The sequence below is a fragment of the Sphingobacterium spiritivorum genome (assembly GCF_016724845.1).
Taxonomy (GTDB): Bacteria; Bacteroidota; Bacteroidia; order Sphingobacteriales; family Sphingobacteriaceae; genus Sphingobacterium; species Sphingobacterium spiritivorum_A.
On sequence record NZ_CP068082.1, the window covers coordinates 939,237 to 960,940 of the forward strand.

A 21,704-nucleotide genomic window follows, 5' to 3' on the forward strand; every position below is an offset into this window, starting at 1 on the left:
TTTCTTGACAATTCTAAAATCCCGCTAAGTTATTTACATCAACTTAGTATAGTTTCTTCTTCAACCATAAACTTGCCCTTACCAATAGTATCAGTACAGGCACTTCGACCAATGGTCCGATAACGCCAACAAATGCCTGTGGAGAATGAATACCAAAAACCGCAATGGCTACGGCTATGGCCAATTCAAAATTGTTCCCGGTGGCTGTAAATGCTATGGACGCGTTCCTGTCATAAGGAACATTCAGGGATTTGCTTATAAAAAAGCTCACGAAAAACATCAATACAAAATAGATGATTAGCGGTATGGCTATCTTAATCACGTCCACTGGCAACTCCAATATCTTGTCGCCTTTCAAACTGAACATCAGTACAATGGTAAACAATAATGCGTAAAGTGTAATAGGTGATACTGCCGGTATGTATTTTCTATTGTACCATTCAATGCCTTTTGATTTTATAAGAACATATCGGCTCACGAAACCTGTAAAAAAAGGAATACCCAAGTATATCAACACGCTTTCGGTAACGTCTTTCATTGATACATTTACATTGAAATTGGCTAATCCTAATTTACTCGGCAATACGTTGATAAAAAGCCAAACCAAAAAACTGTAACTCAATATCTGAAAGACACTGTTCAACGCTACCAATAGTGCCGTATATTCCCTGTTGGCTTTTGCCAGGTCGCTCCATACAATTACCATTGCGATACATCTTGCCAATCCTATCAAAATCAATCCCGTCATATAATCGGGTTCATTCCTTAAAAACAGAACGGCTAACCCGAACATCATTACCGTACCGATTACCCAATTGAGGAATAAAGATATTCCAATTACTTTTTTATCCTTAAACGCTTTGGGCAATACTGTATAATCCACCTTTGCCAATGGCGGGTACATCATCAGTATCAAACCTATTGCCAGCGGGATATTAATGGTTCCTACGGACAAGCTGTCTGTTACGTTAGAAATGTTGGGAAAGAAATATCCTAATCCTACGCCAAATGCCATAGCAAGGAATATCCATAGGGTAAGGTAACGGTCAAGAAATTTTAGTTTTGGTTGCATTGGTTATTTTTTAATCATTGAAAAAACATAGAACATTTCAGTTGCTATCTCCAAACTCCTTTCCGCATATATCTTTGTCTGCTCTGTTGTGCCGTCTGAAATCTTCGAGTCTTCAAATGTGATAGGTATTCTCTTTTCTGCACCTGCAATAAAAGGACAGCCATCGTCTGCCTGTGAACAGGTCATAATGGCAGTGAATGCCGATACAGGATTGAAAGGGCTATCGTACTTTTTTGAAAAACCGATAATCGGCAAAGCATTTTCACTGTACTTAATAGCATAAACAGGATTGTCCGCTTCCGAAATTTTGAAAGCAGAAAAACCCTGTTCATTCAATGTTTCCACTACTTTCGGAAATAATGCCGTTTCTTCCGTACCGCCCGAATAGCAATATACATTCGGGATATGGTAATATACACTTGCCACCTGTGCCCAAACCTGCGATAAATGGCTTCTTCGTGAATTGTGTGTACAGATGAAATTGAGATTTATTACCTGTCCGTTGCTTACTTTTTGTTGTACGAAGTCTATCAAGGGTTGCAATATGGTTTTACGTTCTTCGCTTACGGTCTGAACATCAGATATTCCCTTTATGGTTTCAGCTAAATTCTTGTACATTACGATTGGTTTATAGGGTTTAACAACAGTCCGAATTAGGCGAACAGCAAGCACTGTTCAGCTCTGATAATTCTACTTTTTGTTTTTCGGCAGGAATACCGCAGGCATCACTTGCCAAACAAGCGGTTTGTTTGTTTTTCAGTACAAAATGGTTTCCGTTAAAATCCAGATTGTATTTGCCAATGGTTTCGCTTTGGTATTCCACTTCTATTTCGGCATCTTGAATATCCAATTTTTCTTCGGACAGTTTGATGATGTTCAATAGTTTGGTCGGCTTTAGCCTGTGTTCAAAATCGTTGGCGTTCCACAACTGGAAGTTGACGACCTTTTCATTTCTGATCGTTCCGCCACAATCAATAAAATGTTTTGTAACAATACCTACCTCCGTAACGTGGAAATGTTTGGGGACAAATGTTCCGTCCGCTAATTGAAATTCAACATTGTCCAATGTTGGTAAGATTTCTTTGATGTTTGATAGTTTCATTGTTTTTGAATTTTGAAATGATTTATTAAAATATTGTATCGTAATATAGCGATGTTAAATATTAAAAAAACACGGCTAACAGCACTTGTTTACCTTTACTTCCTGATCAAAGAATGAATTAAAATCTGCTTGGATTTTTTTCCAAACATTTTTATCGATGCAATAACAAACAGATTTACCCTCGATTGTGCCTTGAATGATGCCGATACTCTTTAACTCCTTTAAATGCTGAGAAATCGTAGCCTGTGCCAATCCCAATTCCTCGACCAGATCATTACAGATACAGGCTTTCTGGTTAATGATATATTGAAGTATGGCAACCCTTGCAGGGTGTGCCAGAACCTTAAATAGAGAAGCTAATCTGTTTTGCTCGTCCGTGAATATTTCTGATTTAGTAAGTCCCATGCTTTGTTTTTTATATATCGCAATATTACGATAATAAATTTAGATATAATATGGTTTGTAAAAAAACAATCAATTCTTTTAATAATCTTATGTGTGGTAAAACCCTACCTCTCAAAGCCAAACTCTGCCACTTTCAGTCGACCTTTTCTTCTCGCTGATACCTTAGCCGTTGCAAGAAAAAAAAACGAACAGGAACAATGATTGGGTTTTTATTGGAATGGGATATATTACACGGGCAAATGCAGAAATCGTCCTACTGTTCACAAAGGGAAAACCTCTTGAAAGACATGCAAGAGATGTTCCACAGGTGCTTATATCTCCCCGTGGAAGACAATCCGAAAAACCTGACAAAATCAGAAAGCGTATTGTTCGGCTTTTTGGGCAAGTTGACAGACTGGAGCTTTTTACAAGACAAAGTTCCCAAAACGATGATGATGATTTTGATGGGTCGGACGTATATGTCAATGAGGTGGACAACTCTATAACGATATCTGAATAAACACTGTTCTGCCAAATCCTGCCTCCCGAAGCCAAACCCTGCCACTTCTTCAAAGGCTCTTGCTCCCTGCTCTAATTTTAGATTTTACGCAAAATTCTAAACAAAATTTTATTATGAGTACACAGCAAAAAGACCTGTCGTATTTCCGTTTACGACTACAGGAACTCCTGAACAGTAGTTTCCCTGAAAAAGCCAGCAACCAAAAATTTATTGACCAGCGTTCCTCGTGGGCTGCCAATGCCTATGAGGATGCGTTCCGTTCCGGCAATGCCATTGAGCAATGTAATGAGATAGCGAATTACATACTCTTTGAGGGTTTGCACTTCTCCAAGTTTGATATGGTTTTTCAGGTAGTATGCAATGAGTTCGATACCCTAATGGCAGACGAGGAACTGCGGCGGTTCGCTCTGAAAATGTTCCCTGTTTGCGAGAATGTTTTCGCCCAATATGAACTAGCCGATGATTTTGCCTACGGTTATGAGTTTGACCTGCTCTATACCGAGATAACCGGAACCATCGCAATATGGATTGAGGAAAATGGGCTTCAGTAAACGGCAGCATCTCTTGCACAATATCGAAGCCCTGCGGATTGCCTTTACATTGGAAAAAGAGCAACGAAACGCTACCGTGGGTGAAAGACTGTCAATGAAACAATACAGCGGATTTGGCGGTCTTAAATTCGTATTGAACCCCATAGCAAATGAAATAGATATCAACCATTGGAGGAAAACCGAACACGATTTATTCCCCATTACGCTGGAACTCCACAAACTGCTCAAAGAAAAGTCCGAAGACGATAAGCAATACCGCCGATACGTGGACAGTATGAAAAGCTCCGTGCTGACGGCTTTTTATACACCTCCACAGGTAATTGATGCAATTTCCGAAACCCTGCGGGAAAGCGATGTAAATATTCAGAAATTCCTTGAACCCTCCGCAGGTATCGGCTCGTTTATACAATCCTTTTCCGAAAACCAACAAACCAAAGTAACTGCCTATGAAAAAGATTTGCTGACAGGCAAAATCCTAAAACACCTCTATCCCGAAAGCAATATCCGTGTGAGCGGTTTTGAGGAAATCCCCGAAAAGGAACAAAATAGCTATGATGTTGTTGCAAGCAACATTCCGTTTGGCGATACTTCCGTGTTCGATCTTACGTTTTCCCGAAGCAAAGACCCCGCAAAAATACAGGCTGCCCGTAGCATACACAATTATTTCTTTTTGAAAGGAAACGATATGCTCCGTGAGGGTGGTTTGCAGGTATTTATTACTTCGCAAGGAATTTTAAACAGCCCCAACAATGAGCCGATACGTAGGGCGTTAATGAAAAGCAACCATCTGGTGTCGGTTGTCCGATTGCCAAACAACCTGTTCACGGAATATGCAGGTACAGAAGTCGGAAGCGACCTGATTATCCTGCAAAAGAATACGGCAAAACAACCTCTGAGCGAATTGGAAGAGCTGTTTTGCCAAAGCAGGCAGACCAAATACGATACTTCAAGCAATGCTTTTTTCCGTGACGGTACGAGGGTCATACATACCGACCGTAAGATAGATACCGACCCATACGGAAAACCTGCAATTATCTATACGCATAAAGACGGTGTTGCGGGGATTGCCAAAGATTTGAAGCAAATGCTTTCCGAAGATTTTGGAAAGCACCTGAATTTTGATTTGTACAAAGGCGAAAGCAACGATGAACCTATCGTACAAATTCCGATTACGCCAACGCCGGCACCTCCGGCTACTGAACCCGAAATCATACAACCCGAACGACCGCGTTTTACTGCACCAGCCATTGTACAGGAAAGCCAGCAGGAATTAAAACAGCTAAGCATTTTCGACCTGTTTGAAAATGTAAATGAAACCGTAGCGGTTATTACCCCGCCAAAGAAAACCACCCAAGCCAAAAGACAAACGACAAAAAGAAAACGTACCCCAAGAGGTCGGCAAACCGACCTCTTTAGCGGAGCGATGCAACAGTCCTATACATCTCCAGCATCAAACGGCACGGTCAATAAAACCTTACAAACCAATGGCACAAAACAGAAAACAATCGGCGATTTATTTTCACAGGCAAACAGTAATGGCCAAGCCGATAAGTCAGCCGGTACCGTACCTGCTACTGTTCCCGAACCTGCTCCGTACAGTGACGAACTCCAACAGTTTCACCGTAACGATTGCCTTGTCGTAGATAACGGTTGGGTCGGCTATTTGCAGGAAGTGGATAAAAGTGATGCAAGGGCAATATTCCACCCGTTGCAGTTACCGTCTTTGCAAAAAGCAAGAGCCGAAGCATATATCCAAGTTCGTGATACCTATATCGACCTCTACCAAAAAGAAGCCGAGAAACATTCAGAACACAAGGAAGAAAGGGAAAACCTTAACCGCTTATACGATGCTTTTGTCAAAAGGTACGGAAATCTCAACAGTGCGGACAATATCAAGCTCATCAAAACAGACAGTGTAGGCAAAGAAATGCCCTATCTGGAGCGTGTCGTTGGTGGTGTAATCCATAAGGCAGATATATTCAGCCGTCCTGTAAGTTTTTCTACCGCAACCATTGCAACGGACAATCCCGAAGAAGCGTTATCGGCTTCGCTGAACAAATACGGAAGCGTGGATTTGGACTTTATGTCCGAAATCAGCGGTATGCCTGCTGATGCTTTGAAAGAAGCCTTACACGGTCTCATCTACTACAATCCATTGCAAAAGGAATATGAAATATTCGAACGCTGGGTTGCGGGCAATGTAGTGGAGAAAGCCAACGAAATAAGAGATTACCTCGAAAGCAATCCCGATGATACCCAAGCTAAAGAAAGCCTTACCGTTTTGGAAGAAGCCCGACCAAGACGTATCGAATTTGAGGAACTCGATTTTAATCTGGGCGAACGCTGGATACCCACTGGCATCTACGCCCGATTTGCATCGCATCTGTTCGACGCAGATGTGAAAATCCACTATTCGGACAGTGCCGATGATTTTTCCGTCACCTGCAAACAGAAAAATGTCCATATATGGGATAAATATGCGGTCAAAGCCCAAAGCCGGACGTATGACGGGATTGCCCTGCTCAAGCACGCCCTTGTCAATACCACACCCGATATTTCCAAAACGGTACAGGTTGACGGAAAGAATGTCAAGGTACGGGATATGGAAGCCATACAAATGGCGAATACCAAGATTGACGAAATCCGAACCTCCTTTAACGATTGGCTCCACGCCCAAAACGATGAGTTCAAGATAAGGATGACTGACCAATACAACGACACCTTTAACTGTTTTGTCCGACCGCACTACGACGGTTCCCATCAGGTGTTTCCGGAATTGGACCGAAAAGCATTGGGTATTGAAGACCTGTATTCAAGCCAAAAGGATGCTGTCTGGATAATAAAGCTCAATAACGGTGCTATCTGCGACCATGAAGTAGGTGCCGGAAAGACGTTGATAATGTGCACGGGTGCACAGGAAATGAAGCGTTTGGGACTGGCTCACAAACCGATGATTATCGGGTTGAAAGCGAATATACCTGAAATTGCCGAAGCCTACCGCACCGCCTATCCGCACGCTAAAATACTCTATCCGGGCATTGATGATTTTACGCCCCAAAAACGACTGCGGATTTTCGGAGATATTAAGAACAACGAGTGGGATTGTGTGATATTGACCCACGACCAGTTCGGAATGATACCCCAATCGCCCGAAATACAAAAGGAAATCCTGCAATCCGAACTGGACAGTGTGGAGGAAAATCTTGACGTTTTGCGAAGTCAGGGCGATGAAGTAACCCGGGGTATGCTCGCCGGAGCAGAGAAACAGAAAGAAAACCTCGAAGTCAAGCTGAAAACCCTGCAACACGACATTGAAAACCGCAAAGATGATATTGTGGACTTCAAGATGATGGGTATCGACCATTTATTTGTAGACGAAAGCCACCAATTCAAAAACCTGATTTTCAACACAAGGCATTCAAGGGTTGCAGGATTGGGCAATCAACAGGGAAGCCTAAAGGCACTGAATCTTTTGTTTGCTATACGGACTATACAGGAACGTACCGATGCGGATATGGGGGCAACTTTCCTTTCGGGTACGACTATCAGCAATTCACTGACCGAATTGTACCTGTTGTTCAAATACCTGCGACCAAGGGCTTTGGCAAAACAGGGCATTAACTCGTTTGATGCGTGGGCGGCAATCTACGCAAAGAAAACAACCGATTATGAGTTTTCGGTCGCCAATAATATCGTGGCAAAAGAGCGTTTCCGCTACTTTATCAAAGTGCCGGAACTCGCTCAATTCTACTCCGAAATCACGGATTACCGTACCGCCGAAATGATTGGAATAGACCGTCCCGAAAAGAACGAGATATTTTACAACATACCTCCAACTCCAGACCAGGAGAAGTTTATTGAAAAGCTGATGGAGTTTGCCAAATCAGGCAAAGGGGAATTACTTGGCAGAAAACCGCTATCTAAAAAAGAAGAAAAAGCAAAAATGCTTATCGCTACGGACTACGCTCGAAAGATGTCTTTGGATATGCGAATGGTAAGCCCCCATTACCAAGACCACGCCGATAACAAAGCTTCCCATTGTGCAGATAATATTGCTAAATATTACAATAAATTCAATGCACAGAAAGGCACGCAGTTCATCTTCTCGGATTTGGGAACATACAAGCCAAATCAGTGGAATATCTACTCCGAAATCAAACGTAAGCTCGTGGAAGACCACGACATACCTGCACACGAAATCCGCTTTATACAGGAAGCGAAGAATGACAAGCAACGAAAAGAGCTAATCAAAGGAATGAACGAGGGCAAAATCCGTGTCCTTTTCGGTTCTACGAGTATGCTCGGTACAGGTGTGAACGCACAGAAAAGAGCCGTTGCCGTACACCATTTAGATACGCCGTGGCGACCGTCCGACCTTGCGCAAAGGGACGGTAGGGCTATCCGCAAAGGCAATGAGATTGCCAAGCATTTTAACGACAATAAAGTGGATGTAATCATCTATGCCGTTGAAAAATCGCTGGATAGTTATAAGTTCAACCTGCTGCACAACAAACAGCTATTTATTGACCAATTAAAATCCAACAATCTTGGTAAACGGACGATTGACGAAGGTGGTATGGATGAAAAGTCGGGTATGAATTTCTCGGAATATGTAGCTATCCTTATGGGCAATACCGACCTTTTGGACAAAGCTAAAATAGAGAAACAGATTGCCGGATTGGAAAGCGAAAGGCAATCGTTCAATCGTTCAAAATCAAGTGCCAAGTACAAACTGGAAGATTATGAGGCAGAACTTGGAAAAGCCCAATCCCGCTATGACCGTATGAGCCTTGATTGGAATAATTTGCAGGGACGTATCCAAAAAAACACTGACGGTTCCGTTGCCAACCTTATTAAATTAGACGTTTTGTCGACCAATGCGGATATAAAACAAATCGGTGCAAAGCTCAATCAGCTTGCCGACAAATCCCGAACGGGTGGGGATTATGAAGAAATCGGTAATCTGTATGGCTTTCAACTTTTGGTAAAAACGGAAATGTCACAAAAAGAGGGGGTGGATATTCGTGTAAACCGTTTTTTTATTCAAGGTGAGGGTACTATCAAATATACATTCAACAATGGTGTAATGGCAAAAGATCCCGAAACAGCTTCACTAAATTTTATTAAAGCATTGGAAAAGCTGCCCACCTATATCAGAAAAGAACAGGAGAATATGGCAGATTTCCAAAAAAACATTCCAATACTTAAGCAAGTAATCAATGGTACGTGGACAAAAGAAAACCGACTTAGCGAACTCAAAACGGAGTTGGCGGCAATTGAGCGGAAAATACAGTTATCTAACACTCCGGAACCAATAGAAAAGTCTACAGAACAAGTCGAAAAGCAGCAAGAAAATCCAAAGGCTATGGAAAGCGTAGTACCGACAAAAAGTATTTATATGTCACGGGGAGTATTGTAAAAACATTTACCCATTCATACATTTTCCTAATCACAACATCTCAGGTTCGTTCAATTTATTTCTGGACTGTGATTCATTTCAAAATTGATGAATAAATAGTAGCATAAACCACTACATTACAGAAATAATCTTACACCCACATATCTTATCTGTAGCTCGTTTTGAATCCAAAAAATCAAACAAATTGAATTGTATGTTGTTCTGTCTATGTGTTCTATCAAAAAAAGTCTTTAACATTTCATTATTAAAAGAGAAAAGGAAATTGATAATAATAATATACATCTATGAAATTAGCGATAAAAATAATGGCAATAGCAGGAATACTGTTATTTATCCAAGCGTGCGATAAGGACGATATCAACAAAATCAAAATCCAGAATCACGATGACAATGAAATGATGACTATCATGCACAACATGATGGATGAGATGATGGCCATGCAAATGCCCCCCGACCCTGATAATGCTTTTGCTCTGATGATGCGAATGCATCATCAGGGAGCGATCGACATGGCAAATAAGGAACTGCAATCCGGCGATGATGCGCAAATGAGGGAGATGGCCCAGAAAATAATTAAAGACCAGAAGGCTGAGATTCAAGAATTAACCACATTTCTCAATGGTCACGTACCGCATCTAAATGTTCCCGAATTTGTTACAGAGCAGATGAAAAATATGGAACGCTCAGGCAGAGTGACAGATCTCCAAATCATTAATGGAGACACGGATCACGATTTTGCCATGTTGATGATTCAGCATCATCAAAATGCAATTGGAAACGCAAAATTGGAACTTATTTACGGACACGAAAGTGCTATGCAGACAATGGCAAAAAATATTATTGAAAAACAGGATCAGGAAATCTCGGAGATTCAAACCTGGTTATTAGCTAATAAGAATAGATAAATAATTTCTCACTTTAAACAATAAAATTATGTCACATCAACAATTTCAAAAATGTATTGACGAATGCTACGCCTGTGCTGTAGCTTGTAACCATTGTGCAGCTTCTTGCTTGCAAGAGGACAATGTAAAAATGATGGCTCGATGTATCCAGCTTGATCTGGAATGTGCAGCCATATGTAGAGCCGCAGCCGAACTCATGAGTTTGGGAAGCCAATATAGCCGTCACCTTTGCAAGCTATGTGCGGAGATTTGTAGAGCGTGTGGAGATGAATGTGCTAAGCATGATATGCAACATTGCAAAGAGTGTGCGGATGCTTGCTACAAATGCGCAGAAGCTTGTGAGCAAATGGCAACGGCGGTATAATCTCATTATTGGTAGAAGTCTAAAAACCTCCAATGAATTCAAACTGGGTAAAGAATTTCAGGACCGTTTCCATTTGTAAACGATAGTTAGGGAAAGAGGAAAATGGACTGGCTCCTTCGCCGAATAATGATCGACGGGAGTGTAAAATAAACTGTGTCAATGGTTGAATTACCGCCCCGCGGGGCGGTAATTCAACCATTTTTCTTATTGCAAATCTAACACCATTCTTCCCGGAAACCAAATTGCTAATTTCTGTGCTGTTGTTCCCCAATTGGCTAGTGGCATCGTCCATTTCTTCTTAATGTTGTTATGTGCTAAATAAATCAATTTCAATAACGCTATATCGGAGGTGAATGCACCTTTAGTTTTGGTGACCTTACGCACTTGGCGATGAAATCCTTCGATCGTGTTAGTCGTGTATATCAACTTTCGGATGGATTTATCGTATCGGAAATAGGTGGTCAGACGATCCCAGTTGCGTCGCCAGGATTCAATGACCACAGGATACTTTTCACCCCATTTATCCTGAAGTTCATCCATCCGAAGCTCGGCTAGATCCAACGTATCGGCCCTATATACGGGTTTTAGATCGTTCATGAACTCCTTTTGATCCTTACTGGCTACATACTTTAGGCTGTTTCGGATTTGATGTACTACACAGGTCTGTACTTCGGTGTCGGGAAAAACACTCTGTATCGCTTCGGAAAACCCTTTTAAATTATCGATACAAGCAATTAAGATATCCTCTACGCCTCGATTTTGTAAATCAGTCAATACGCTCAACCAAAAGTTAGCTCCCTCATTCTCCGAAACATACATCCCTAACAGATGCTTATGTCCATTTCGATCAATGCCAAGAATATTGTATACTGCCCGCGAAACAAACCGATGGTCTTCTTTTACTTTGTAGTGCATGGCGTCCATCCAAACAATCGTATAAAGCGAGTCTAGACTTCTTGATTGCCACTCCTTGACCTGGGGAATGATCTTATCGGTAATCGAAGAAAGCTAAAATCGTCTCACGTTTCTTAATAAGCTGGGGTTCGAAGTTAGACCGACGGTCACGCGGAGTATCGATCTCGATAGTGCCATCTGAGGTGCGAATCTGCTTGCTGGACTTGCCGTTACGACGATTACCACAAGAGCGTTCAGCTTCATCCAGATGGCTCTCAATCTCAGCTTCTAGCGCTGCTTCTAAAAACTTTTTCATTAAAGGAGCAAAAGCTCCGTTCTTGCCATAAAGTGATTCACCACTACGTAACTGTTCTAGGGCCAGGTCCTTCATGGACTCAAAATCAAAATCGCTTTCCTTAATACTCATAATTACTATGTCAAAAATAATACTTCTGTTTATTATCCTTGACACAGTTTATTTTACAGTCTCTGATCGACAAAATCGTCTTTTGATTTTATATTTCGTCCTGTTCTTCCATTTTTTTAATCAAAGCATCACGTAAGCTGTCAAGGAATTTCGTTCGGTTCAGCTTTCTTGCTTTGAGTTCCAAAAATGTATGGTAAAAATCGCCCAAATCAACATTAAAACTGTTTTCAAAAAATCTGACTATGGTTATAATATCTGTATTCCCATTATTGAAGACGGCTTGAGAATGCAGTCCGTAAATCAATTCCGTTAAAGCCGCTTTGCTTCCCGTCCAACTTAATGTTGGTAGGTCTATTGATTTATCTTTATAGATTATGTTGTGAAGTTGGTCTTCAAGATAAACTTGAATCAGGTCATTGGCAATTATTTTTGCCGCCTTATAATCGTGGGATGTAGAAAACCGGTGGTCGGTTTCAAAATAAACCGTGTCCAAACTTAACTTTATATCGTGTTTGCCCCGAACAAATAACTTTTCATCTACAAATGAACTGCCTGTTCGGTAATATTTATAGAATTCAAGGTTACTCTCAAAATACCGTTTGAGTTTCCTTAGCTCACCATTAATGTATTTCCTAATAGCTTTTATATCATTAGGTTTTTTTGTCTCTATTTTATAGATAGCGTTATAGTAAATGAGTTTTGCAACAATGACTGGTTTTTGATATTTGAAAAAGTGGATCTCTTCATTTATACTATCAAAGCCATTTTTTAGTGTATATTCCTTTATTTCGGAAAGTCTCGATAATATCAACTCGATAATAACTTCATACAAAGCTATGGAACCATCCAGTTCAAGAGACACCTCTTTTATTTCATCTTCTAGTTTCTTTATTATTTCCTCGTAATAATTGCTCATTAAGTAACATTTTTAATTCATCAAAAGAGGTCGGATTCTAAATCCGACCTCATAGAAAGTCAAACTTAATAGGACAAATTCAATCCGAACCCCCAGCCCATATCGCTGTCATAATGGGTAGTAGCGGCAATGTTTCTGGTCAAAATGTATTTTAGACCACCCATATACTCTTTGTCTGTATTTACCATAAATGCCCCTCTCAATCTTGCAGTCAAAGGGATATCCTCCCTTGCTAATTGGAGGCGGACAATACCGTCTGAATATACCTCAGCTTGAAAATCGACCAGCATAGGTAAAGTGTAAACGAAACCTGCACTTAGTTTGGCTCTTTTATTTTTCGTGTTTTTCTGCCCGAACATATTCTTTTCGATCTCATGGCTGCCAAATTCCCGATATCTCCAATCGAAGCCTACGAAAGGCAGAAACCACTGCATTTTTCCGATATATCGACCGAAGTGCGTTTCAGTTTCATATCCATGGCGATTATTATAACCTAATCTCCATTCGGTACTAAGTTTCCAGCGTGTATTTTGAAGCATTGCCTGCCCGTCGTTACCATTTGTAGCAAAGTCGTTCTCAGCCATAAAATGCCATCCATTGCTCTCTTTTTGCAGTTTTTTATATGCTTTTTCTTTGTTAGGCAGATTTGGGTTTTGATAATCACCTACTGCAAAAACCCGGTTCATACCTGCCATCATATGATACATAATATGACAATGGAAGAACCAGTCACCCTCGGTATTGGCGGCAAATTCAATGATATTCGTCTCCATAGGCATGATGTCAATGACATTCTTTAGCGGGGACTGTATTCCATTACTATTTAGGACACGGAAATCAAATCCGTGGAGATGCATTGGATGCCGCATCATGGAGTTGTTGAACAGTTTAATCCTGAGAATTTCTCCTTTCTTGACAGGAATCTTATCCACTTCGGAAAGAACCTTGTTATCCATGCTCCAGACATACCTATTCATGTTCCCTGTGAGCGTAAAGGTCACTTCTTTTACCGGTTGATCTTTTGACAGTTCGGTATTGTACGGTGATTTAAGCATGTCGTAATTTAAGGTAACGATGTCATAACTTGACATATCATGGGCTGAGTGATCCATTGAGGAGTACATATCCATTTTACCCATCGCTTTATTACCATTTTTATCACCTGTGATCTCGGGATACATTACCGAATTCATGTCCATCTTTTGGAGACTCATTTTCATCCCCATGTCCTTCATGTCCCCGTTCATTTTCATCATATCGTTCATCATCTTCATGCCCTCAAAGTATTTAAGTTTCGGAAGTGGGGGATGTGGTACTTTCCTTCCTTCGCCGATATAAATCGATGCAGATTCGGTGCGATCCTCAGGGGTAACCAATAACTCATAGGAATTATTTGGCTCAGGAATGGTAACGATGATATCGTAAGTTTCCGAAACCCCCTACGATCAGCCTATCCACTTCAACCGGTTCGACATCATTCCCGTCACTGGCAACGACGGTAATCTTTCCACCTGCGTAATTGATCCAAAAATAGGATGAAGCACCACCATTAGCGATCCTCAACCGAACTTTGTCTCCCGCCTTAAATTGTGAGAGTTGCTGCCCATCTGCGCCGTTGATCAAAAATTTATCATAATAAACATCACTGACATCCATCGCAAGCATACGTTTCCACTCGTTTGTAACTTTCGTTTTAAAATGTCCTTCTTTTATAGCTTCCAGATAACTTTGGGTCGTCCCTTTCTTAATTGCAAACCAGTCATTGGCATTATGAAGCATCCGGTGGACATTGTCTGGATTTAAATTTGTCCATTCACTTAAAATCAAAGGAACTGTAGGCAGATCATCAATACCTTTCCTGAATGTGGGATCACCCTCACGTTTATTCATTATGAAAGAACCATACATACCTATCTGTTCCTGCATGCCGGAATGCGAATGGTACCAATGCGTACCATGTTGGATTATCGGAAAGCGATACGTATAGGTAGAATTTGGCTCAATGGGCTTTTGGGTCAGCCAAGGAACACCATCTTCTTTGTTGGGCAGCATTACACCATGCCAATGCAGGGATGTGGCTTCGTCCATAAGGTTGTGTACCATGATCTCTGCCGTGTCCCCTTCCGTAAATGTCAATGTGGGCATCGGTATCTGTCCATTAACTGCGATAGCTCTTTTGGATTTTCCGCCATAGGTAACAATGGTGTCTTTTACATACAGATGGTATTTTACAACCTTTCCGCCACCAATTATCTTCTCTGGAAGCATTGGGACATTTTCTTGGGCTTGCTTGTTCATATTCATCTCTCCGTGGCTTTCGTTACCCTCCATCTTTTTAGGAACAAGCTTCATCCCGCATTTGGGACAGTTTCCCGGTTTATCGGAGAGTATTTCTGGATGCATTGGACAGGTGTATGCCTTTTGTTGTTCCGTCTCGCCCTCATTTACATTTATTTGTGGGTTACCCATTTTTTGCTCATGAGACGAGTGTGTTGATTGAGCGCTACTGTTTATCGTAACAAGCATAAGTAGCAGTATTAAATTATATCTCATAACATATTGTTGTTGTTACTGTTCGACAAGGATTGATTGCCACCATCATTTTAGCGGTTTTAATTTTAAGAGGCTCGCATTGATCGCTACTACAATGGTACTAACGCTCATCAACACCGCACCCATTGCAGGGCTGAGTACGAAATTTGGATACAATATCCCTGCTGCTAAAGGAATGGCTACCACGTTGTAACCTACAGCCCAAATAAGATTTTGAACCATTTTCTTGTATGTCCGTTTTCCAAAATCCACTAATTTCATTACATCCCGTGGATCACTGTTTACTAAGATAATATCCGCAGTTTCGGCCGCTACATCTGTTCCGGAACCCACTGCTATGCCGACATCTGCCTGTGCTAAAGCGGGCGCATCATTCACGCCGTCTCCGGTCATTGCTACAATTTCTCCGGCTGCCTGATACTCTTTTACCTTTTCCTGTTTTTGGTGGGGCAGAACATTGGCCATAAAGCCATCCATCCCTAATTTATCGGAAACCGCTTTGGCTATGTGTTCATTATCGCCCGTGAGCAGGAAAGATTTGATGTTCATCTTTCTTAATTCATCAATTGCCTCTTGAGATCCTTGACGAATACTGTCCGCCAAGGTGATTATTCCAATTACCTTATCGTTAATCAAAACAAAATTCACGGTTTCAGCATCTTGATTGATCTCTGTTGGAATTTCAGGCATTGATAAATTATTTGCTTTAAAATAGTTGGGACCGGCAGCCACAACTTTTTTCTTATTTACGACGCCTTGGACACCGATACCCTGCATGTATTGAAAATCTTCTGAGTTCCATAATTCAAGGCTCCTTTCTTTCAAGGTTGTCATCACGCCTTTGGCAATATGATGCTCGGAATTTTGTTGAACCGCCGCCGCATACATGATGATGTCGTCAGCTGTATATTCATCGGTTACCGGGATTACCCTTTCCACAGCGTGAGAGCCTTGGGTAAGCGTTCCTGTTTTATCAAAAATAATGGTAGACAAATTCCGTGTAGTTTCAAACGCGGTTCGATTGCGGATCAGCAGACCGTTTGTTGCTGAAAGGGTGGTCGAAATGGCGACCACTAATGGTATAGCAACACCCAATGCGTGCGGACAGGCTGTAACCATAACCGTGACCATTCTTTCCAGAGCAAAAGCAAGGTCGCCGCTGCTGCTGAACCAATAAATAAAGGTGCCTACACCTACTGCGATGGCGATGAATGTGAGCCACTTTGCTACCTTATCAGCAAGGTTTTGCGTATTGGACTTTGCCTCTTGTGCCTCTTGTACAAGATTGATGACTTTATTGAGATAACTATCCTTCCCTACACCGGTTGCGGTTATTTTTAGCATGCCATCGCCATTAATAGATCCGGCAATCACTTTTCCACCTGCCTGCTTTTTTACAGGAACGCTTTCTCCTGTCAGCATACTTTCATTTACAGATGAATTTCCTCCTGAAATTACCCCATCAGCCGGGATTTTTTCACCGGGCCTGATGATAACGGTCTCACCGTTTTTTAGTTCTTCCAGTTTTATTTTCAGAGCTTCACCATTTCGTTCAACAGTTACTTCATTTGGCAACAAAGCCACAAGGGATTGTAATGCCTTGGAGGCTGCCATTTGCGAACGCATTTCCAACCAGTGACCAAGCAACATAATGACGATCAGCGTTGCCAATTCCCAAAAGAAATCCATTCCTTGAAGGCCAAATACGACTGCCGTGGAATAAAAATAGGCTACAGAAATAGCGATGGCAACTAACGTCATCATCCCAATGGCTTTTGCTCTGATTTCCCCCACCATTCCTTTTAAAAAAGGCATCCCTCCGTACAGGTAAATTAAAGTCCCAAGGGCGAGCAGCACGTATTTGTCTCCGGTAAATTCCAAACTGTACCCAAGCCAGTTTTGGATCATATGTGAAAGAGCCAGAATAGGAACAGTAATAATTAAACTGATCCAAAATCTTTTCAGGAAATCATGTGTCTGATGGCCTTCGTGTTTATCATGTAGGTGTGCTGAATGCTGGTCTTCCCCATGATCATGGTGTTTGTGGTCGTGATTATCGGTTTTCCCAAAAGGAACTAAAGCCATCCCGCACAATGGGCACTTTCCCGGCTCATCTTTGAGTATCTGGGGGTGCATTGGACAAACGTATTTTTTCATAAAAAAAGATTTAAGATTTTTTAAATTTATTAGCTATAGTGAAGAATAATGTATTTTTAACAAGGTAACCTTTTAGTGTGGTTTAAAAGTCTATTCTATTTCTTCAATACTGTAGAGTTCTGGGATTTCAGCATCCCATCCATGTGTTTCCTTTATCCCTTTTTGAAGGGCTTCCGCACTTTCTTTTTCGCCGTGTACAATAAAGATTCGCTCGGGTTTATTGTTTAATTTGCTCATCCAATCCATAAGTTCTGCATGGTCTGCATGTGCCGAGAGTCCTTTAATTTCAGCTACCTCCATATTAAAAGGCACCCATTTTCCGTATACTTTTAATTCCTTATCCCCTTCCAATAATTTTCTTCCACGGGTACCTTCAGCCTGATAACCTATAAACAGCAAGGTATTCTTGGGGTTCTGCGCTTGTGTTTCGAGATAGTTGAGCATTCTTCCACCTGTAATCATTCCACTACCTGCAATTACTATTTTAGGTTTATTGTCAGTTCGTAATTCCATAGTTTCACGATAGCTGCTTACCACTGTAAAATACGAACACATTTCATCACATTCATTGTCTTTTAATCGATGCCAATCCCTTGTGCGGTGGAACAGCTCCAATATATTGGCTCCCATTGGGCTGTCCATTATCATTTGTACTTTTGGTATTTTGTTCTCCTTGAGCAATGTCCAAAAAACAAGCATCATCAGTTGGGCCCGTTCAACAGAAAAACTTGGGATAAATAAGCAGCCGCCTCTATTGATGGTGTCGTTGACTAATTTTTCAATCTGTGGAATGGCTTCCACTTCATCAGGATGAAACCTTCCTCCATAGGTCGATTCTATGAAAAGAACATCGGCCTTTTTCGGTTTCAAGGGTGGGTACAATAGTAAATCATTTGTTCTTCCAATATCGCCCGAAAAAACAAAGCGTTTTCCGTGTACATCCAGCTCTATGAAAGTAGCACCCAAAATATGTCCATTATACTTAAATCGGGCTCTGATACCATCAAACAATGGAATCCATTGTGATTGTGGAACACCCTTAAAATGTGAAATGGTTTTTTCTACATCCTTTAAATCGTAAAGTGGTACGGCGGGACTGTGTTTGGAATAACCTTCCTTATTGGCACGCGCGGCTTCCTGTTCCTGTATTTTTGCACTGTCGTTCAGTATGATTTTGGCAATATCCAATGTTGGATTGGTGCCATAGATAGGCCCATTATACCCTTGTTTTACCAATCGAGGGAGATAACCTGTATGGTCTAAATGGCCGTGGGTAAGCAGTACCACATCTATTTTTGAAACTTCTACAGGCAGATACTCCCAGTTTTTAAGGCGCAATTCTTTCAACCCTTGAAAAAGACCGCAGTCTATTAGAATTTTACGATCTCCCGTGTCCACTAAATATTTTGAGCCGGTTACGGTACTTGCCGCACCCAAAAAATGGATATTTATTTTATTGTTTTTCATTTGTCCGGTATTTTATAGTGTCCACCACCAGAAAGGTGTGTAAGCGATTCTCCAATTTTCATCTTTTTTGTATTTAAATTAATAATTGTTTATTTGTGACTTCATATATGAGTGGCGCATAATTCTTCTGAATCTTCGAGAATATTTTTATGTCTTGCTTTCGGTATCCCTATTTTCTCTAATAAACCTGGGTTTCCGTAAACTTCTTTGCAAAGCACAATACCTTCATCCAATAACTTTGTTTTTTCAGCTTTTGTGAGTGTTGTTAAAGCGGTTAACGGATGTAGCCCGGATTTATCTATTCTATCCTTTAAACCATTTCCTCTTGGGTAATCCCAACCTGTCAATAATAATCCAACACAATTTCCATATTGTATGGCATCACTTGTAAATCGGGTATTGGTGTACAAACCTCCTTTATGAAATTTAGCCTCGTGGCCTTTTAATTGTAGCCATTGTTTTTCTACATCCAAAAATCTTGAATGGATATATAAGGGAATCTTCACATTGCAAAAACGTCCCTGGTCACTGTGGTATTTACATTCTATCATATAATGATCATTATCCTTTTGTGCTACCACATCCACTTCGTGTTGTACACAATTACCTTTTACAATCACACCAACTTTTGCATCAAACCCTTCGTGGGCCAACAATTTACCTACCAATTTTTCAAACGGAAAGCCGGATGGCCCCAATTCCATCAAGGCTTTTTTGAGCTTGTACTTTGAAGCACTAACCCTTGATTTATCCTTCAGCATCTTGAACGCCATTTGATAAATTTTTTTGGTGGAAATACCATCATATAATTGGTTTTCCACTTGCGCTACTATATGTTGAATCAATTCTTCACTTGCTTGGGAACGCCTTAAGGAATTAATAAGCTTGTCTACATTAAAAGCTACCACGTCGCCAGAATACTTCACTATGTTGATTGGGTGTTTCATTTTTTTATATGTATTGTCATTACTGGTAATGCTGAATGAATTGGTTATGACCTCGGCAATGATTTTTTAAAATAAGCTTAGAAATCCTAAAGGACTGATGTTTTAACCAAATACTTCACGCTATTGTAATTTTACCGTTCAAATAAACACTTTGGACCGCATTGATTAATTCTATCCCTTCAGCGAATGGTTTTTGAAATGCCTTTCTTCCCATAATCAATCCAGTTCCTCCTGCTCGTTTATTGACTACGGCCGTTATAACTGCTTCAACGAAATCAGACTCACCTTTGGATCCGCCTCCTGAATTGATCAATCCTATTTTGCCCATATAGCAATTGGCCGCCTGCAATCTGCATAAGTCAATAGGATGGTCTGTGGTAAGCGCTTTATACATAGCATCGTCATACTTTCCAAATCCTATTTCTCTAAATCCAAAATTGTTGGTCGGAAGTTTTTGTTTGATTATATCAGCCTGAATGGTCACACCCAAATGATTGGCTTGTCCCGTTAAATCTGCAGACGTGTGATAATCTTCAGTTTCGGTTTTAAAAGCATCATTACGGGTATAGCACCATAAAATGGTTGCCATTCCCAAACTATGTGCTTCTTCGAAGGCTTCGGCTATTTCTTTAAGCTGTCTGTTACTTTCTTTTGAACCAAAATAAATGGTAGCACCCACAGCAACAGCTCCCATATCCCAAGCCGATTTAACCTTTCCAAATAGTGTTTGGTCATAGGAATTTGGATAGGTAAGCAGTTCATTGTGATTAATTTTTACAATAAATGGGATTTTGTGGGCATATTTTCGGGCGTTCAATCCCAGTACGCCAAACGTAGATGCCACAGCATTGCAACCAGCTTCAATGGCTAGTTTTATTATATTCTCGGGGTCAAAATAGTCACGGTTTTTATAGAACGAAAAAGCGGCACTATGCTCAATACCTTGATCGATAGGCAGGATGCTTAAGTAGCCTGTGCTTCCCAGATTCCCGTGTTTGTACAACTGGGAAAGACTTCGCAGTACTTGTGGATTTCTATTGCTATTTCCAAATACCTGGTCAAGACCATCCTTACCGGGGGTTTGTAATTCATCCTTCGTTATTTTTTCACAAACGTGATCCAAATAGAAGGATGCCTTTTTCCCTAATAGCTCTGCAATATTTTCGCTTATTTTCATTTTTTTAACTTTACTTAATTCATAAACTTCTATTTGTTTTGGAAAAGGACGTTGCCGTATCGGTTTCAATTCCGGAAAGTGCATAACTAGACCAACCCGTTGCTCTCAAAATCCTTTTGCTCAAGAACTTAACTGCTTCTTGTTTTTATGTGCCATTCCAAGTTGATTTTATTTATAGCTAACAGTAAAATAACCACCGTTCGCTTGTTTAAATTCCTGCTTCTGCAATAAACCCGAAAGCGTTAAATATTCCGTTACGTCATAATTAATTGTTCTTACCTGTATGCCCATTAGATAAGCTTTAATGGAAATTTTTTCTGTAATCTTCAGGTTGTTATTTTCTTTAATGATCACACGATTGGTGACATCTACATTGTTTTTTGACCCAAGGAAATTGAGAATGCCTGTTTCCACATACATCGTCAAACTCATACTGCGTATCATTTCATCAGCCGCTAAAGCATAAAGTTTTTTAAAATCCCCGGATTTCACGGACACCCTGACCTTCCTCTTTTTGGGATTGATTGCAAAGACCGATAAAAGCACGTCAGCGTCTTCGGGACGGCACTCATAATTGGTCGTGTAGGTTGACTCTAACTTCTGTGCTTCGTCATAAAGTTCAGTTTTGATGTTTATAAAGAAAGTCCCGCCCCTTCGGGCCATTTTTCCGGCAGTAAATATTTGCTTCCCTGTAAGTTTTCCCTTTTTGTCAAAACTTTCTCTTGTTATCTTTTTGCCTTCTATTTGCTCAATCAACATTGCATTGTCCTGAGCTTTCAATGTCGCAAAAGGAAATAGGAACAGAGTGAAAAATAATATGCTATAAATTGATTTATTCATATCTCGTTT

General features: G+C 40.7%; 15 protein-coding genes and 2 pseudogenes. 5 read left to right on the plus strand and 12 right to left on the minus strand.

Annotation, left to right across the window (positions count from 1 at the left end; genetic code table 11):
• Positions 1 to 43: 43 nt before the first annotated feature.
• From arsB to I6J03_RS03895, 4 genes are all read right to left on the minus strand, one after another.
• Entirely contained in the window at positions 44 to 1,072 is a 1,029-nt protein-coding gene (gene arsB, locus I6J03_RS03880; protein WP_002993239.1) for an ACR3 family arsenite efflux transporter, read from the minus strand.
• Positions 1,073 to 1,075: 3 nt separating this feature from the next.
• Positions 1,076 to 1,690: a low molecular weight phosphatase family protein gene (locus I6J03_RS03885; protein ID WP_003010094.1), complete on the minus strand. Its 615-nt coding sequence runs from the start codon at positions 1,688 to 1,690 to the stop codon at positions 1,076 to 1,078.
• 19 nt (positions 1,691 to 1,709) lie between these two features.
• Positions 1,710 to 2,174, minus strand: coding sequence for a DUF6428 family protein (locus tag I6J03_RS03890; protein WP_002993236.1), 465 nt, complete (start codon positions 2,172 to 2,174; stop codon positions 1,710 to 1,712).
• A 75-nt stretch (positions 2,175 to 2,249) separates the two neighbouring features.
• A complete protein-coding gene (locus I6J03_RS03895) occupies positions 2,250 to 2,579 on the minus strand; it encodes an ArsR/SmtB family transcription factor (RefSeq protein ID WP_003010092.1) in 330 nt (109 codons plus the stop codon).
• A 217-nt stretch (positions 2,580 to 2,796) separates the two neighbouring features.
• On the opposite strand from I6J03_RS03895, the gene I6J03_RS03900 reads away from it, so the two are divergent.
• The 5 genes from I6J03_RS03900 to I6J03_RS22700 all read left to right on the plus strand — a co-directional run bounded on the left by I6J03_RS03900 (position 2,797) and on the right by I6J03_RS22700 (position 10,317).
• Positions 2,797 to 3,078, plus strand: coding sequence for a methyltransferase-A70 family protein (locus I6J03_RS03900; RefSeq protein WP_052646364.1), 282 nt, complete (start codon positions 2,797 to 2,799; stop codon positions 3,076 to 3,078).
• Between the two features lie 113 nt (positions 3,079 to 3,191).
• Positions 3,192 to 3,629, plus strand: a complete 438-nt coding sequence (locus I6J03_RS03905; RefSeq protein ID WP_002993229.1) for a DUF1896 domain-containing protein — start codon at positions 3,192 to 3,194, stop codon at positions 3,627 to 3,629.
• Positions 3,616 to 9,048, plus strand: coding sequence for an N-6 DNA methylase (locus tag I6J03_RS03910; RefSeq protein ID WP_003010086.1), 5,433 nt, complete (start codon positions 3,616 to 3,618; stop codon positions 9,046 to 9,048). The genes I6J03_RS03905 and I6J03_RS03910 overlap by 14 nt, the downstream gene beginning before the upstream one ends.
• A gap of 284 nt (positions 9,049 to 9,332) precedes the next feature.
• Complete coding sequence (locus tag I6J03_RS03915; RefSeq protein WP_002993226.1) at positions 9,333 to 9,953, plus strand: DUF305 domain-containing protein; 621 nt, start codon at positions 9,333 to 9,335, stop codon at positions 9,951 to 9,953.
• 196 nt (positions 9,954 to 10,149) lie between these two features.
• Complete coding sequence (locus tag I6J03_RS22700) at positions 10,150 to 10,317, plus strand: four-helix bundle copper-binding protein (RefSeq protein WP_232047134.1); 168 nt, start codon at positions 10,150 to 10,152, stop codon at positions 10,315 to 10,317.
• Positions 10,318 to 10,521: 204 nt separating this feature from the next.
• Here I6J03_RS22700 and I6J03_RS03925 read toward each other — a convergent pair.
• The 8 genes and pseudogenes from I6J03_RS03925 to I6J03_RS03960 all read right to left on the minus strand — a co-directional run bounded on the left by I6J03_RS03925 (position 10,522) and on the right by I6J03_RS03960 (position 21,695).
• Positions 10,522 to 11,638 (minus strand): annotated as a pseudogene (locus I6J03_RS03925) (IS256 family transposase).
• A gap of 88 nt (positions 11,639 to 11,726) precedes the next feature.
• The gene (locus I6J03_RS03930) at positions 11,727 to 12,554 is read right to left on the minus strand and encodes an RteC domain-containing protein (protein ID WP_002993221.1); all 828 of its coding nucleotides are present in this window, start codon (positions 12,552 to 12,554) and stop codon (positions 11,727 to 11,729) included.
• A gap of 65 nt (positions 12,555 to 12,619) precedes the next feature.
• Positions 12,620 to 15,023, minus strand: a pseudogene (locus tag I6J03_RS22880) (multicopper oxidase domain-containing protein).
• Positions 15,024 to 15,152: 129 nt separating this feature from the next.
• Complete coding sequence (locus tag I6J03_RS03940) at positions 15,153 to 17,264, minus strand: heavy metal translocating P-type ATPase (RefSeq protein ID WP_003010077.1); 2,112 nt, start codon at positions 17,262 to 17,264, stop codon at positions 15,153 to 15,155.
• Positions 17,265 to 17,354: 90 nt separating this feature from the next.
• On the minus strand, positions 17,355 to 18,731 hold the full coding sequence (locus I6J03_RS03945) for an MBL fold metallo-hydrolase RNA specificity domain-containing protein (protein ID WP_003010075.1): 1,377 nt from the start codon (positions 18,729 to 18,731) through the stop codon (positions 17,355 to 17,357).
• Between the two features lie 101 nt (positions 18,732 to 18,832).
• Positions 18,833 to 19,678, minus strand: coding sequence for an ATP cone domain-containing protein (locus I6J03_RS03950; protein WP_003010073.1), 846 nt, complete (start codon positions 19,676 to 19,678; stop codon positions 18,833 to 18,835).
• 115 nt (positions 19,679 to 19,793) lie between these two features.
• The gene (locus tag I6J03_RS03955) at positions 19,794 to 20,855 is read right to left on the minus strand and encodes a class I fructose-bisphosphate aldolase (protein WP_039990349.1); all 1,062 of its coding nucleotides are present in this window, start codon (positions 20,853 to 20,855) and stop codon (positions 19,794 to 19,796) included.
• Positions 20,856 to 21,023: 168 nt separating this feature from the next.
• Positions 21,024 to 21,695 (minus strand): hypothetical protein, encoded by a 672-nt coding sequence (locus I6J03_RS03960; RefSeq protein ID WP_003010070.1) that lies wholly within the window; start codon positions 21,693 to 21,695, stop codon positions 21,024 to 21,026.
• Positions 21,696 to 21,704 lie beyond the last annotated feature (9 nt).

Coding starts and splice junctions, on each gene's coding strand:
- I6J03_RS03960 (WP_003010070.1), bottom strand. CDS start 21,695: ATGAATAAATCAATTTATAGCATATTATTTTTCACTCTGTTCCTATTT.
- arsB (WP_002993239.1), bottom strand. CDS start 1,072: ATGCAACCAAAACTAAAATTTCTTGACCGTTACCTTACCCTATGGATA.
- I6J03_RS03910 (WP_003010086.1), top strand. CDS start 3,616: ATGGGCTTCAGTAAACGGCAGCATCTCTTGCACAATATCGAAGCCCTG.
- I6J03_RS03900 (WP_052646364.1), top strand. CDS start 2,797: ATGGGATATATTACACGGGCAAATGCAGAAATCGTCCTACTGTTCACA.
- I6J03_RS03905 (WP_002993229.1), top strand. CDS start 3,192: ATGAGTACACAGCAAAAAGACCTGTCGTATTTCCGTTTACGACTACAG.
- I6J03_RS03950 (WP_003010073.1), bottom strand. CDS start 19,678: ATGAAACACCCAATCAACATAGTGAAGTATTCTGGCGACGTGGTAGCT.
- I6J03_RS03945 (WP_003010075.1), bottom strand. CDS start 18,731: ATGAAAAACAATAAAATAAATATCCATTTTTTGGGTGCGGCAAGTACC.
- I6J03_RS03930 (WP_002993221.1), bottom strand. CDS start 12,554: ATGAGCAATTATTACGAGGAAATAATAAAGAAACTAGAAGATGAAATA.
- I6J03_RS03890 (WP_002993236.1), bottom strand. CDS start 2,174: ATGAAACTATCAAACATCAAAGAAATCTTACCAACATTGGACAATGTT.
- I6J03_RS03940 (WP_003010077.1), bottom strand. CDS start 17,264: ATGAAAAAATACGTTTGTCCAATGCACCCCCAGATACTCAAAGATGAG.
- I6J03_RS03915 (WP_002993226.1), top strand. CDS start 9,333: ATGAAATTAGCGATAAAAATAATGGCAATAGCAGGAATACTGTTATTT.
- I6J03_RS03955 (WP_039990349.1), bottom strand. CDS start 20,855: ATGAAAATAAGCGAAAATATTGCAGAGCTATTAGGGAAAAAGGCATCC.
- I6J03_RS22700 (WP_232047134.1), top strand. CDS start 10,150: ATGAGTTTGGGAAGCCAATATAGCCGTCACCTTTGCAAGCTATGTGCG.
- I6J03_RS03895 (WP_003010092.1), bottom strand. CDS start 2,579: ATGGGACTTACTAAATCAGAAATATTCACGGACGAGCAAAACAGATTA.
- I6J03_RS03885 (WP_003010094.1), bottom strand. CDS start 1,690: ATGTACAAGAATTTAGCTGAAACCATAAAGGGAATATCTGATGTTCAG.